The sequence below is a fragment of the Neptuniibacter sp. PT8_73 genome (assembly GCF_047778045.1).
Classification (GTDB): domain Bacteria; phylum Pseudomonadota; class Gammaproteobacteria; order Pseudomonadales; family Balneatricaceae; genus Neptuniibacter.
In genome coordinates, this window is record NZ_CP180545.1 from 22,747 (window position 1) to 35,864 (window position 13,118).

Annotated in this window: 12 protein-coding genes; 3 read left to right on the top strand and 9 right to left on the bottom strand. The window is 47.2% G+C overall.

The genetic code is table 11. The features are described from left to right. Positions 1 to 53: 53 nt before the first annotated feature. From glyS to def, 9 genes are all read right to left on the bottom strand, one after another. Positions 54 to 2,102 (bottom strand): glycine--tRNA ligase subunit beta, encoded by a 2,049-nt coding sequence (gene glyS / locus ACMXYN_RS00105; protein ID WP_415892943.1) that lies wholly within the window; start codon positions 2,100 to 2,102, stop codon positions 54 to 56. Further along, a complete protein-coding gene (gene glyQ, locus ACMXYN_RS00110; RefSeq protein ID WP_007021609.1) occupies positions 2,102 to 3,061 on the bottom strand; it encodes a glycine--tRNA ligase subunit alpha in 960 nt (319 codons plus the stop codon). The genes glyS and glyQ overlap by 1 nt, the downstream gene beginning before the upstream one ends. A gap of 265 nt (positions 3,062 to 3,326) precedes the next feature. Then, positions 3,327 to 3,620 carry a GIY-YIG nuclease family protein gene (locus tag ACMXYN_RS00115; RefSeq protein WP_415892944.1) on the bottom strand — a complete coding sequence of 98 codons (294 nt, stop codon included), beginning with the start codon at positions 3,618 to 3,620 and terminating at the stop codon, positions 3,327 to 3,329. 52 nt (positions 3,621 to 3,672) lie between these two features. Continuing rightward, positions 3,673 to 4,119 (bottom strand): YtoQ family protein, encoded by a 447-nt coding sequence (locus tag ACMXYN_RS00120; protein ID WP_415882978.1) that lies wholly within the window; start codon positions 4,117 to 4,119, stop codon positions 3,673 to 3,675. Positions 4,120 to 4,164: 45 nt separating this feature from the next. Further along, positions 4,165 to 5,613, bottom strand: coding sequence for a TrkH family potassium uptake protein (locus ACMXYN_RS00125; protein ID WP_415886388.1), 1,449 nt, complete (start codon positions 5,611 to 5,613; stop codon positions 4,165 to 4,167). A 15-nt stretch (positions 5,614 to 5,628) separates the two neighbouring features. After that, positions 5,629 to 7,005, bottom strand: coding sequence for a Trk system potassium transporter TrkA (gene trkA, locus ACMXYN_RS00130; RefSeq protein WP_415882980.1), 1,377 nt, complete (start codon positions 7,003 to 7,005; stop codon positions 5,629 to 5,631). A gap of 53 nt (positions 7,006 to 7,058) precedes the next feature. Beyond that, positions 7,059 to 8,357, bottom strand: a complete 1,299-nt coding sequence (gene rsmB / locus ACMXYN_RS00135; RefSeq protein ID WP_415892945.1) for a 16S rRNA (cytosine(967)-C(5))-methyltransferase RsmB — start codon at positions 8,355 to 8,357, stop codon at positions 7,059 to 7,061. Between the two features lie 19 nt (positions 8,358 to 8,376). Further along, positions 8,377 to 9,321 (bottom strand): methionyl-tRNA formyltransferase, encoded by a 945-nt coding sequence (gene fmt, locus ACMXYN_RS00140; RefSeq protein WP_415892946.1) that lies wholly within the window; start codon positions 9,319 to 9,321, stop codon positions 8,377 to 8,379. A gap of 72 nt (positions 9,322 to 9,393) precedes the next feature. Further along, the gene (def, locus tag ACMXYN_RS00145; protein ID WP_415892947.1) at positions 9,394 to 9,909 is read right to left on the bottom strand and encodes a peptide deformylase; all 516 of its coding nucleotides are present in this window, start codon (positions 9,907 to 9,909) and stop codon (positions 9,394 to 9,396) included. A gap of 257 nt (positions 9,910 to 10,166) precedes the next feature. On the opposite strand from def, the gene ACMXYN_RS00150 reads away from it, so the two are divergent. From ACMXYN_RS00150 to ACMXYN_RS00160, 3 genes are all read left to right on the top strand, one after another. Beyond that, entirely contained in the window at positions 10,167 to 11,195 is a 1,029-nt protein-coding gene (locus ACMXYN_RS00150; RefSeq protein WP_415892948.1) for a LysM peptidoglycan-binding domain-containing protein, read from the top strand. A gap of 10 nt (positions 11,196 to 11,205) precedes the next feature. Further along, positions 11,206 to 12,336 carry a DNA-processing protein DprA gene (gene dprA / locus ACMXYN_RS00155; RefSeq protein ID WP_415892949.1) on the top strand — a complete coding sequence of 377 codons (1,131 nt, stop codon included), beginning with the start codon at positions 11,206 to 11,208 and terminating at the stop codon, positions 12,334 to 12,336. A gap of 206 nt (positions 12,337 to 12,542) precedes the next feature. After that, the gene (locus tag ACMXYN_RS00160) at positions 12,543 to 13,118 is read left to right on the top strand and encodes an L-threonylcarbamoyladenylate synthase (RefSeq protein ID WP_415892950.1); all 576 of its coding nucleotides are present in this window, start codon (positions 12,543 to 12,545) and stop codon (positions 13,116 to 13,118) included.

Below are 13,118 nucleotides of genomic sequence, written 5' to 3' on the forward strand. Positions count from 1 at the left end.
GTGAAACAAAAAAAGCCGGCACAAGGCCGGCTTTGGATATATAGATGAGACGATTAGCCAAGTACAGAGATATCAGCAACACCTAAGAACAATGCGCGTAACTGGCTAAGAAGAGCCAGACGGTTGTTCTTAACGGCTTCGTCATCCGCCATAACCATAACGTCTTCGAAGAAAGCATCAGTTGATTCGCGAAGGCCCGCGAGTGACTCAAGCGCTTCTTGATATTTGCCTTCTGCAAATAGTGGCGCTAGAGCAGCTTTCTGAGCTTCGATATCTGCCGCTAGAGCTTGCTCCGCTGCTTCAGTTAGTAGCGAATTGTTAACGTCCGTAGTACCTGTTACACCCTGCTTACTCAGAATGTTAGATACACGCTTGTTAGCAGCCGCAAGAGCTTCAGCTTCAGCTAAAGAGCGGAAGTGGTTAACCGCTTTAACGCGACGATCGAAGTCTAAAGGACGACTTGGTTTTAGCGCCAATACAGATAGGAATACTTCCGCATTGATATCTGCGTCTTCGTACCATGCGCGGAAACGCTCTAGCATGAAGTCTAGAACTTTATCTTCTAGGCCTTCTCGTGCTGGTAGATCGTTGTGGTTGTTAGCCGCAATAGTTAGTAGTTCACGTAGGTCCAGATCCAACTCACGCTCTACAATAATGCGCAGTACGCCTAGCGCTGCTCGGCGCAGTGCGAACGGGTCCTTGGAGCCTGTAGGAGGCTGATTGATGCCGAATAGACCTGTCAGGGTGTCTAGACGGTCAGCAATTGCTACAGCGATACCAGGGGCAGTCTGAGGTAGCTCATCGCCAGCGAAGCGAGGCATGTACTGCTCGTTTTGAGCTAGTGCTACGTCCTGGTCTTCACCATCATTAAGCGCATAGTGATAACCCATCAAACCTTGTAGGTCTGTGAATTCATAAACCATGTCCGTAAGAAGGTCTGTTTTACATAGTAGACCTGCACGTTCCGCTTTACCCTGATCTTGATTAAGAGTTGAAGCGATCTTGCCAGACAGCGCGCTAATGCGAGCTGCTTTATCGTAAACAGTGCCAAGGTCTTTCTGGAATACGATGGTTTTTAGCTTCTCAATACGAGATTCCAGCGTAGTCTTTTTGTCAGTTTCGAAGAAGAATGCAGCGTCAGATAGACGTGGGCGAATTACTTTTTCGTTACCTTCAATTACCTGCTGAGGGTCTTTAGAAACGATGTTGCAGATCGTAGTGAAGTTAGGCAGAAGGTTGCCATCAGCATCCAAGTGGTGGAAGTACTTCTGGTGCTCTTTCATAGAAGAAATTAGCGCTTGCGCTGGTACTTCTAGAAAACGCTCTTCGAAGCGGCCTGTTAGTGCAACTGGCCATTCGTTAAGTGCTGTAACTTCATCAAGAAGATCTTCGTCGATCTGAGCAACCGCATTCAGCTTCTCGCCTTCTGCTTTAACTTGCTCGTTGATCATCGTCTTACGGATGTCGTAATCAGCGATTACCATACCCGGGTTTTCTAGACGATCAGCGTACTCAGATGGTGCGATCAGTTCGATCTCTTGGTTGTAGTGGAAGCGGTGACCGCGAGTCTTACGACCCGATGTCAGACCAAGAATTTCACAATCTACAACTTCGTCGCCGAATAGCATGACTAGCCAGTGAACCGGACGAACGAACTCAACGCGAGATGCACCCCAGCGCATGCGCTTAGGGATCGGTAATTTGTTTAGTGATGTTTCTACAAGTTGAGGTAGCAAAGAAGATGTCGCTTTGCCCTCTTCTGTGTTCTTGAAGTTGTAGTACTCACCTTTGTTGGTATCGATCTTTTCAAGCTGATCAATAGTCACGCCGCAAGAACGAGCAAAGCCTTCTACCGCTTTTTCTGGCGCTTTTACAGAAGGGCCACGTTTTTCGATTTCGCGGTCAGCCTGTTTGTCGTCTAGCGCGCTGATCAAAACAGCTAGGCGGCGTGGAGATGCGTAGCTTTTTACATCACCAAAGTTAACGCCTGCTACTTTCAAACCAGCTGTGATGCCAGATGTGAAAGCATCAGAAAGGGTCTTAAGCGCTTTTGGAGGTAACTCTTCGGTACCTAGCTCAACGAGAAAATCATGTTGTGCCATTATTTGCTCTCCTCGCAGTTAGCCAGAACTTCTTGGCGTAGGGCTTCAGGTGCCAGTGGGAAACCTAGTTCTTTACGGGCATTAAAGTATGCGTGTGCGACTTCACGGGCTAGTGTGCGAACACGAAGGATAAAGCGTTGACGCTCTGTTACAGAGATCGCATGACGCGCATCCAAAAGGTTGAACGTATGAGACGCTTTAAGTACCTGCTCGTATGCAGGAAGCGGCAGTGGCGTTTCTAGGCTAAGTAGCTTGTTGCACTCAGCTTCGCAGTTGTCGAAAGTTTTGAATAGCTCTTCAACGTTTGCGTGCTCGAAGTTGAAAGTAGATTGCTCAACTTCGTTCTGGTGGAATACGTCGCCGTAAGTCACTTTAGAGCCGTCTGGATTTACTGCCCATGTCAGGTCGTAAACGCTGTCTACACCTTGCAGGTACATCGCAATACGCTCAAGACCGTAAGTGATCTCACCGGTAACTGGGTAACATTCAAGGCCACCTGCTTGCTGGAAGTAAGTAAACTGAGTTACTTCCATGCCGTTTAGCCATACTTCCCAACCAAGACCCCAAGCACCTAGTGTTGGAGATTCCCAGTTGTCTTCTACGAAGCGAACGTCGTGAATACCAAGATCGATACCCATACGCTCTAGAGAGCCTAGGTATAGCTCCTGAATGTTGTCAGGAGATGGCTTAAGAACAACCTGGAACTGGTAGTAGTGCTGCAGACGGTTAGGGTTTTCACCGTAACGGCCATCCGTTGGACGACGGCTAGGCTGCACGTATGCAGAGCGCCAAGTCTCAGGTCCGATTGCGCGTAGGAAAGTCGCAGGATGGAAGGTGCCGGCACCTACCTCCATGTCCAGTGGTTGTACGATTACACAGCCCTGCTCTGCCCAGTATTCCTGTAGAGCAAGGATCAGCCCCTGAAATGTGCTTACGTCTGGGGTCGCCTTGTCAGTCACAGCGTTTCACCTTTTACATAAGTGCCGTTGAGTTTCTGCCTTCATGGCAGCTGCACAGCACCAGATTAGCCCGAAAAATTAGCCGGCAATTATACAACAAAAAATAGCCAGTCGGTGGCTGCTTGCGTAGAGATCAGGGGTTTATTTGTGTTTTTTTGATAAATGTCTGAGTTGAAGGGCTTTGGATCCTAGCCTTCGCTGGGAAGACGAGAGTTGAAGTAAGTTCATTGATATCCCCGCCTTTCCAGCGAAGGCTGGAATCCAGCTAATCTAAGATCGTGCTGTAAAGGTCTGCCCAGTTAGGATTCTGTGTTTCTATTAAGTTTATCTTCCATTGCCTTTTCCAAGCTTTCATCTGCTTTTCTCGAGTAATCGCGTTTTGCATAGTTTCGTGCAGTTCAAAATAAACGAGCTGATGAACTTGATAGCGTTTAGTAAAACCTTCGATGAAGTCGTTCTTATGTTGCCATATTCGTTGAGGAAGATTGCTGGTAACACCTATGTAAAAGGTGCCTTGAGATTTGCTGGAAAGAATGTAGATGGCGGGTTGTTTCTGCATAGCGCCCTCCTTGGCTCTAGTTAACAGAAATTCTATGCTGAAGACTTTGTGATCAATAATCCAAGCAAAGGTATTTAAGCGTTTCGATTACCTGCTCTGTATTCTCAGCTACGGCATGTGCGCAAGCGTCGATTTCTTTTAGTGGATGAGTCAATTCTGGTGCGTGTTCAACGATCAAGGACTTACCATTGGCGATGGCAAAACCGGCATCAAATGCAGCGTTCCACTGACGGTATTTATCACCAAAACGAACGATCACGATGTCGGCACGTTTGATAGCGGTCATGTGGCGCATAGTATTCATCTTTGCAGACTTGTGATCGGTCCAGAAGTTCTTCTCTTCTGGGCCTAGGATCTCAGTAGCACAACCGTCACTGGAATCGTGATCCGTGTTTGGCGTAAGTACATCGATTGGTAGGCCGTTCTGGTTGATGGCTTTTTTGATCTTGTTGCGCCAGTCGGTGTGAATTTCACCGGAAAGGTAAACTGTATATCGCATGATTAGGCTCTCGAAATTAGGTTCATCGCAGATCTGATGTCTGCTTTATCGTTTCCAGAAAATAGGTGTGAACAGTACAAGCAAGGTAAATACCTCTAGACGACCAAGCAGCATGGCAAAACAAAGCACCCACTTAGCTGGATCGTTAAGATCACCATAGTGAGCAGATACATCGCCAAGTCCTGGACCTAGGTTGTTCAATGTCGCTCCTACTGCTGACCATGCAGTTACCTGATCAAGTCCAGTAGCTAGTAGTACGATTAGCATGGCTACAAAGACGATCATGTAGACCGAGAAGAAGCCCCATACAGCTTCTAGTACTTTATCGGAGATCGGCTTTTTACCTAGTTTTACCGGAATAATCGCGTTTGGGTGAACCAGACGTTGGATCTCACGGTAGCCCTGCTTAAGGATCAGAAGCACGCGAATTACCTTCATGCCACCACCGGTAGAGCCTGCACAGCCGCCGGCAAAGGCTGCTACGAATAGCAGGAACGGGAGCATCACAGGCCAGTGCGCAAAGTCTGCTGTGGCAAAGCCGGTCGTGGTTGCGATCGATACCACCATAAACAGTGCTTTACGCATCGATTCGCCTGGCGCGTAGGTTTCGGTAACAACCAAGGCAACAATGGCGATCACGGTAATGGCTAGCAGCGTAACTAGGTAGAATTTAAATTCTGGATCGAGCAAATAATGTGACAGGCTACGCTGCCTCCAAGCAAAGAAGTGCAGACCAAAATTTACCGCAGAGATGGTCATAAAGAAGATGCAGATCATCTCTATGGCAACCGAATCGTAGTAGCCGATACTGGCGTCATGGGTGGAGAAACCACCGATCGCAACGGTTGAGAAACTATGCCCAATAGCATTGAATAGATCCATTCCGGCTAACCAGTAACCCGCCGCGCAGGCGATGGTTAGTGACAGGTAGATATACCAAAGCGCTTTGGCTGTTTCAGTGATTCGAGGCGTAAGTTTGGAATCTTTAACGGGGCCTGGTGTTTCAGCGCGATACAGCTGCATACCACCGATACCTAGCATTGGTAGGATCGCTACGGCCAATACGATGATACCCATACCGCCCAGCCATTGCAGTTGTTGACGATAAAACAGAATCGATTTTGGCAGGTCATCTATACCGGTAATTACCGTTGCCCCGGTGGTGGTCAGGCCGGATAAGGACTCAAAGAGCGCATCGATAAAGGTGAGATGCGGATTGTCCGTGAGCATAAACGGGAAAGCTCCGAACAGCCCCAGAACCGACCAAAACAGGACGGTAATTAAGAAGCCATCACGGGTGCGTAAATCCTGTCGTACCCGATAAACCGGAATCCAGATAAAAAAACCGGTCAGTAGTGTAATCAAAAATCCAGCGATAAAGGCTAGCTCTGCCCCATCGTCATAGAGATAGGAGATACCTAACGGCGGCAGCATAGAGATGCTGAAGATCATCAGCAGTATGCCTAATATGCGTAAGATAACTTTGTAATGCATCTGCGCTGCTTCCGCTTAGAAGAATGTAAGGCCAACTTGGAACAGACGTTCCACTTCGTTGATTCGGCGTTTATCAACCAAGAACAAGATCACGTGGTCGCCGCTTTCAACAACAACATCATCGTGCGCGATCAATACTTCGTCGTTACGTACGATGGCACCGATGGTTGTACCCGGAGGAAGGTTGATCTCTTCAATGGTTTTACCGACTACTTTGGATGATGATTTATCACCATGAGCAACTGCTTCCAGTGCTTCTGCCGCGCCTCGACGTAGCGAGTGTACTGCTACTACATCACCTCGACGGACATGGGTTAGTAGTGCGCCGATTGTGGTTTGCTGAGGCGATATCGCTATATCGATCGCACCACCTTGTACTAGGTCTACATAGGCTGGGTTGTTAATCAGGGTCATTACCGTACGTGCGCCAAGGCGCTTCGCCAGCATAGATGCCATGATGTTCGCTTCGTCATCGTTGGTCAGGGCGCAGAATACGTCGGTATCTTCGATATTCTCTTCGATCAGTAGATCACGGTCGGAAGCACTGCCTTGAAGGACGATGGTGTTATCTAGCGAACGCGCCAGCTGGTTACAGCGACGAATGTTTCGCTCGATGATTTTGACTTGGAACTCGTCTTCGATCGATTCGGCTAAGCGCGCACCGATATTACCGCCGCCTGCGATAATGATACGTTTATAAGGGCGATCGAGACGACGCAGTTCGCTCATTACTGCGCGAATATCTTTGCGTGCGGCGATAAAGAACACTTCGTCGTCCGCTTCGATAACTGTGTTACCTTCCGGGATAATAGGGCTTCCGCTGCGGAAAATCGCCGCTACGCGGGTATCCACCGATGGCATGTGGGCGCGAAGGTAAGAGATCTCACGACCAACGAGTGGGCCACCGTAATAGGCTTTTACCGCTACAAGCTGAGCTTTCGCGTCGGCGAAATCAAGTACCTGCAAAGCGCCTGGGTGTTGGATCAGGCGCTTGATGTGTTTCGTTACCAGTAGTTCCGGGCTGATACGGACATCGATAGGGATGCCTTTTTCGCCAAAGATCTTCTGGTTTTTGTTCAGATAGTCATGCTCACGCACACGGGCGATTTTAGTCGGCGTGTTGAATAGGGTTTGGCCTACCTGACAGGCGATCATGTTGACTTCATCAGAGTTCGTTACGGCGATCAGCATATCGGCATCTTGAGCGCCGGCACTGTCGAGTACAGATGGGTAGGATGCTTTACCCTCGATCGTACGGATGTCGAGACGATCTTGTAGTTCTCTGAGGCGGCCAGTGTCTGTATCAACGATAGTGATGTCGTTGTCTTCACTGGCTAAGTTTTCAGCCAAAGTGCCGCCTACTTGTCCGGCACCTAGAATAATGATCTTCATGATCAGCCTTTAACTGCTGCAGAAATGACAGAAATACACATAGCTACTTGAGCTTACTCCGTTTTTTCCAGCAGTGCATAATAGAAACCATCATGGCCGTTAGACTGTGGAAACAGCTGTCGACCATACTCTTGTTCAATACCCCACTCTGCCTCAATTGGCAGATGTTTGGCATTCGCAGTTTGGGTTACAAACTGCTTAATCAATCGTCCATTTTCCTGTGGGAAGATGGAACAAGTTGCATAAAGCAACTTACCGCCGGGTTTCAGCATGGACCAGCAATTATCCAAAATAGCGCGCTGAAGTTTGGCTGTTTCGTGAATATCTTCGCCTTGGCGCAGGTATTTTATATCCGGATTGCGGCGAATAACACCCGTAGCAGAACAAGGGGCATCTAATAGAATACGATCGTAATCTGTTCCGTCCCACCAGGTTTGTGTGGCGGCATCTGCCACTTTTAAGTTGGCTTTTAAACGCAGGCGCTCTAGGTTTTCTTCAACGCGTCTGATTCGCTTTTGTTCTAGCTCTACAGCGTCAACTTGAGCAAGTTTAGGCTCGTGCTCAAGGATATGGCACAGCTTGCCGCCGGGCGCTGCGCAGGCATCCAGAACGCGTTGCTCTGGTTGTAGATCAAGAAGGTTTGCAGATAACTGAGCTGCTTCATCCTGCACGCTGAATGCACCGACGCCATAACCAGGAAGGGTTTCGATATTGACTGATTCCGCTAGCTTTATGCCCTGATCACTGAATTGAGTCGCTTCTGCTGCAATAATTGGGGTTAGTTGCTGTAGGTAATCTTCCCGGGCTGTTGAACGTTGATTCACGCGTAGCGTCAGTGGTGCTTGCTCGTTGTTGACTGTGAGTATCGCTTGCCAGTAATCAGGCCAGTTATTCTTCAGCTTGGCGATCATCCATTCAGGGTGGTTGAATTGGTATGAATCGTCATCCTTTAGGTAGTCTTCGATTTCTTCTTGTTCGCGTTGAAAACGGCGTAAAAGAGCATTTACAACTTTACCTGCCCAAGCTTTATCAAGCTCTTTGCAAGCCTCGACGCTTTCGCTAATCGCGGCATGAGCTGGAATGCGAGTGTGTTTTAGTTGATACAGACCGACCAAAACGATGGCTTTAATATCGATATCCCGAAACTTAAATGGTCGGTTTTGCAGCAGCTTAATGATGGCGTTTAACTGCGGATGGTAACGCATAGTGCCGTAGCAAAGCTCACGTAGAAGGCCGCGATCCTTCTCTGGGCAACGACGTTCAATTGCAGCAAACTGCGTATTCAGAGAACCCTTATTTTTAAGCAAAGGGGTTAGGATCTGTGCTGCAAGTGCCCGAACATTAGTGGTCATGGTGATTGTCCTAAAACGTCTAACCTAAAACTACGCCTGCACTAAACTGCTCTCGTTTAGAGTTTAGAACAGCGGCGCTGTCCATTGGCTTTTTACCCGGCAGCTGAAGCTGTTTGATTTTAATAGCGCCTTCTCCGCATGCGACAACAATGCTCTTTTTGTCAGAAGGTAGAATCTCACCCGGGTTGCCGTTTTGTTCAACTAATTCGCAACCTAGTAGTTTCACTACTTCTTCGCCAAGTTTGAATGTCACTGCAACACGAGGGCTTAAGGTGCGAATTTTAAGGTCGATATCTGTAGCGGAAGCGCTCCAGTCGATAACCCCTTCGGTCTTTTGTAGCTTCTTCGCGTAGGTAGCTAAGCTGTCATCCTGTGGCTCAGCTGAAATCGTTTCTTGCTGGAACTGTTTTAGCGTTGCAACAAGGGCCTCAGAGCCAATAGTGGCTAAGCGTTCGAATACGCTTGCAGCTGTGTCGTTGTTCTCGATCGGCGTAGTGACTTTGTAGAGCATATCGCCAGTGTCTAAACCTTCATCCATCTGCATGATAGTGACGCCAGTTTCAGCATCTCCTGCTAGCATTGAACGCTCTACAGGAGCAGCACCGCGCCAGCGAGGAAGCAGAGATCCGTGAACATTAATGCAGCCTAGGCGAGGTGTCTCAAGAATTGCTTTTGGCAGTAGCATACCGTAAGCAACCACAACCATTATGTCTGCTTTCAGGTTTGTGAGTGCTAACTGCTCTTCTTCGGTTTTTAGCGTGGTTGGCTGAAATACAGGGATGTTATGCTCAACTGCAAGATCCTTTACTGGGCGCGGAGCCATCTGATTCTTACGCTTCCCTTTCTTGTCAGGCTGGGTGTAAACCGCGATCACTTCATGCTCAGAGTTAAGCAGAGCTTGTAAACTGGATGCGGCAAAATCAGGTGTGCCTGCAAAAACTATTTTCAGTGGCGACGCTGGCATGGTCTAGGCTCCAAAATAAAAACAGGCCTGCTAGTTAAACCAGCAAGCCTGTGAGTTGCTTTTCAGTGATGATCAGGCGTGTTTTTCCTGCAATTTATGCAGCTTTTCAAGCTTAGATTTGATGCGGTTACGCTTGAGCATAGAGATGTAATCCACAAATAGTTTGCCATTCAGGTGGTCTAGCTCGTGCTGAATACATACCGCTAGTAGGCCTTCAGCTTCCATCTCATAAGGTTCGCCGTTGTAGTCGAGCGCTTTTAGCTTAACTTTTTGAGGGCGTTTCACATTTTCGTAGAAGCCTGGAACAGATAGGCAACCTTCCTGATATTTGTGTAATTCTTCATCGATTACTTCAAATTCAGGGTTGATCATAACCAGTGGCTCGTTTTGATCATCAGAGATATCCATAGTTACGATGCGTTTATGGATATTCACCTGTGTCGCTGCCAAACCAATACCTGGAGCCGCGTACATTGTTTCGAACATGTCATCGATTTGAGCACGTACTTCGTCATCGACTGTCTCAACGGGCTCAGCAATGGTACGTAAGCGCGGGTCTGGATATTCAAGAATGGTTAGTTTTGCCATGATTTACGTCTGTATCAACAAGTTATCGGGTGCTATTGCTGTGATTACTTCTGTAAGGCATGCTAAGTTAAAAGTATGATTTACAGGCATCTTAAGTTTTAACTCGATTATTCAGGTTGTTAGCCGAAAGATAATATCGAGATCAATAGCGAAAAATATTAATCTGCCTATTATACTGATTAGAACGCTCAATGCATTGTCGTTACTTTATCTTCTTATTCATCTTGATAAGAGGGAGAGTAATAAGGGAACTGGACATGAAAAAATTGTTATGCGGTTTGTTCGCTCTGGTGTTGGTTTCACTAACTACGGTTAATGCTGAAACCCGGAAGGACTCTCTGCTACTTCGTAATGACCATCCACAAGAATATGTGGTAGTGAAGGGGGATACGTTGTGGCACATCTCGGGTCGCTTTTTACAAAGCCCTTGGAAATGGCCTGAAGTCTGGGGGGTTAACCCTCAGGTTGATAATCCTCATCTAATTTATCCTGGTGACGTTATTTATTTAACGTGGGTGAATGGTAAGCCGCGTTTAGGAGTCAGACGTGATAGCGGTATCTATCCGCGTGCACGTGTATCGCCGCTGGTTAAACCCATTCCTGCTATTCCACTACGCGATATCATTAGCTTCTTAAACGATAACCGTGTGCTTTCAGAAGATATTTTGAAAGAAGCACCTTATGTGTTAGGTGGCCCGAAAGAGAGGATATTAGCGGGTGCTGGTGATCGAATGTACGCACGAGGCCAGCTATTGGCAGAACAGCGTAGACAGGGTATTTACCGCCCAGCAAATGAATACGTTGATCCGGATACGGAAGAGTTTCTTGGTTATGAAACGTTAAAAATTGCGGATGCTGATGTTGCTGCTCGCAAAGAAGACGTGATTACACTAAATATTCTTAAATCGCATAAAGAAGTGCGTATTTTGGATCGTGTGGTACCAACTGAAGAAGTGCGTATTCAGTCTGTCTTCCACCCGGCACCTGCACCATCAGATGTTGAAGGCAAGATTCTATCTGTGTTACAAGGTGTTCGTGATGCCGGTCAGTTCAATGTTGTAGCGCTTAACCGTGGCCAACGTGAAGGGATTGAAGCAGGACATGTATTCGCTATCTATCGTCGTGGTGAGCTGATTAAAGATCCAGTGACTAAGGAGATGGTGACACTGCCTCAGGAACGCTCGGGTGAGTTGATGGTATTTAAAGTGTTTGAGAAAGTGAGTTATGGCTTGATCATGCGTAGCACTGATGTTGTTTCTATCGGAGATGAGATCCGAGAACCATAAAGGATAAATGATGACGGCTGATCTAAGGGACTGGATCGCCGTTGCCGCCCTACCAGACTTAGGGGCCGCTTCAGTTAAAAAGCTTTGGGATCAGGGATGGACCCCTGAAAAACTCCTCCGCTCCTCTGAAGCTGATTGGCATCGGCTTAACCTCAAGAAAAAAACAACTACCGCTTTAAGTGACTTCCAACAAGGGCGCACCTCTCTGGTACAGCATAAGTTGGAGTCGGCTCTGGCATGGCAAGCTTCAGCTGAGGATTGTCATATAATAGCTATCACTGATGCAGACTACCCTGCATTGCTACGTGAAATTTATGATCCCCCTCCCATTCTATTTGCTCGTGGCAACTTAGTAGCGCTTAACCTTCCTCAGGTTGGGATTGTAGGCAGCCGTAGCGCTTCTCACGGCGGTTTAAAGCACGCTTATCAATTTGCTGACTATTTGGCTCAAAACGGCTTGATAGTGAATTCAGGCTTAGCCTTGGGTATAGATGCTGCCGCTCATCAGGCGAGTGTTAATGCACAATGTCCCACGGTTGCTGTATTTGGGACCGGCTTAGATAGGCCTTATCCTGCACGTAATCGTATTTTGGCCCAGCAGATTTTAGAACAACAAGGGATATGGTTGAGTGAATTGTTCCCTGGTGCACCGCCGTTGGCTCCTCACTTTCCACGTAGAAATCGAATTATTAGTGGTATGAGCGCTGGTATTTTAGTGGTGGAAGCCGCGCCCAAAAGTGGGTCGTTAATCACTGCAAGGATGGCGATGGAGCAAGGGCGTGAAGTGTTTGCTATTCCTGGGGCGATTAATAACCCCTTGAGTAAGGGCTGTCATCAGTTGATCCGTGAGGGTGCTTGCTTGGTTGAGTCAGCGGAAGATATTACTTCGCAGCTGGCCCCTTTACTGGGTTATCTAGCCGAACAGCATGTTGAGCATATTGAAGACAAGTCTGAAGATGACTTCTCCCATCTTTGTCCAGAAACGCAGCAATTGTTAAAACACCTCGGCTACGAATATAACTCAATCGACCAACTGAGCTATCTAACCGGAATGGATATATCGGAATTAGGCCCGATGTTGGTGGAATTGGAGCTTCTAGGTGTAATTAGCCAAGATGGCCAAGGTTATATTCGATGCTAAAAGACAATTCGGTAGAGTTGCAAAGACCGCGTCGAACATTTAGTGTTCAGCCCTCAAAGTTAAATGCCTTCAAGATGAAAGGGAAATACCCCGCTTAGTTATCTGTATGGGGCTCTTTCTATCTACCTCTCGTCACTATTGATTGATACCTCTAGTAAAAATAGTGATGCACTGTTGATTAGTTATATGGCATTGAGGAGTAAATGGTGAGTAGTAATTTAAAGCCTGATTGGTGGCATATTCAGCAGTCTGTTCGAGCGATTCGCCAAGGTGGGGTGATCGCCTATCCGACGGAAGCGGTTTGGGGTTTAGGTTGTAATCCGTTTGATGAACAGGCCGTCTTAGATCTTCTAGAAATTAAGCGTCGACCTATGCATAAAGGTCTGGTTTTGATCGCTGGAAACCTCTCTCAGATCGATTTTTTGCTCGAAGATTTGACTGATGATGAGTATGTCAAAGTAACTGCTAACTGGCCGGGTCCATATACGTGGATTTTGCCAGATAAAAAGAACAGAATTCCTACTTGGATTAAAGGTGATCATAGCGCTGTAGCTGTTAGAGTGAGTAATCACTCACAAGTTAAGGAATTGACTGAAGCCTACGGGTCTTTTCTTGTATCGACTTCAGCAAATCCTGCAGCGCATCAACCTGCAAGAGATATATTGAGAGTGAAGACTTACTTCGGTGAAAAGCTTGCTTATGTTTTACCAGGTGAGTTAGGTGGTTTAGATCAGCCTACTCAAATTAGAGATCTAAAATCTGATCAATTAATTCGCGCTTAA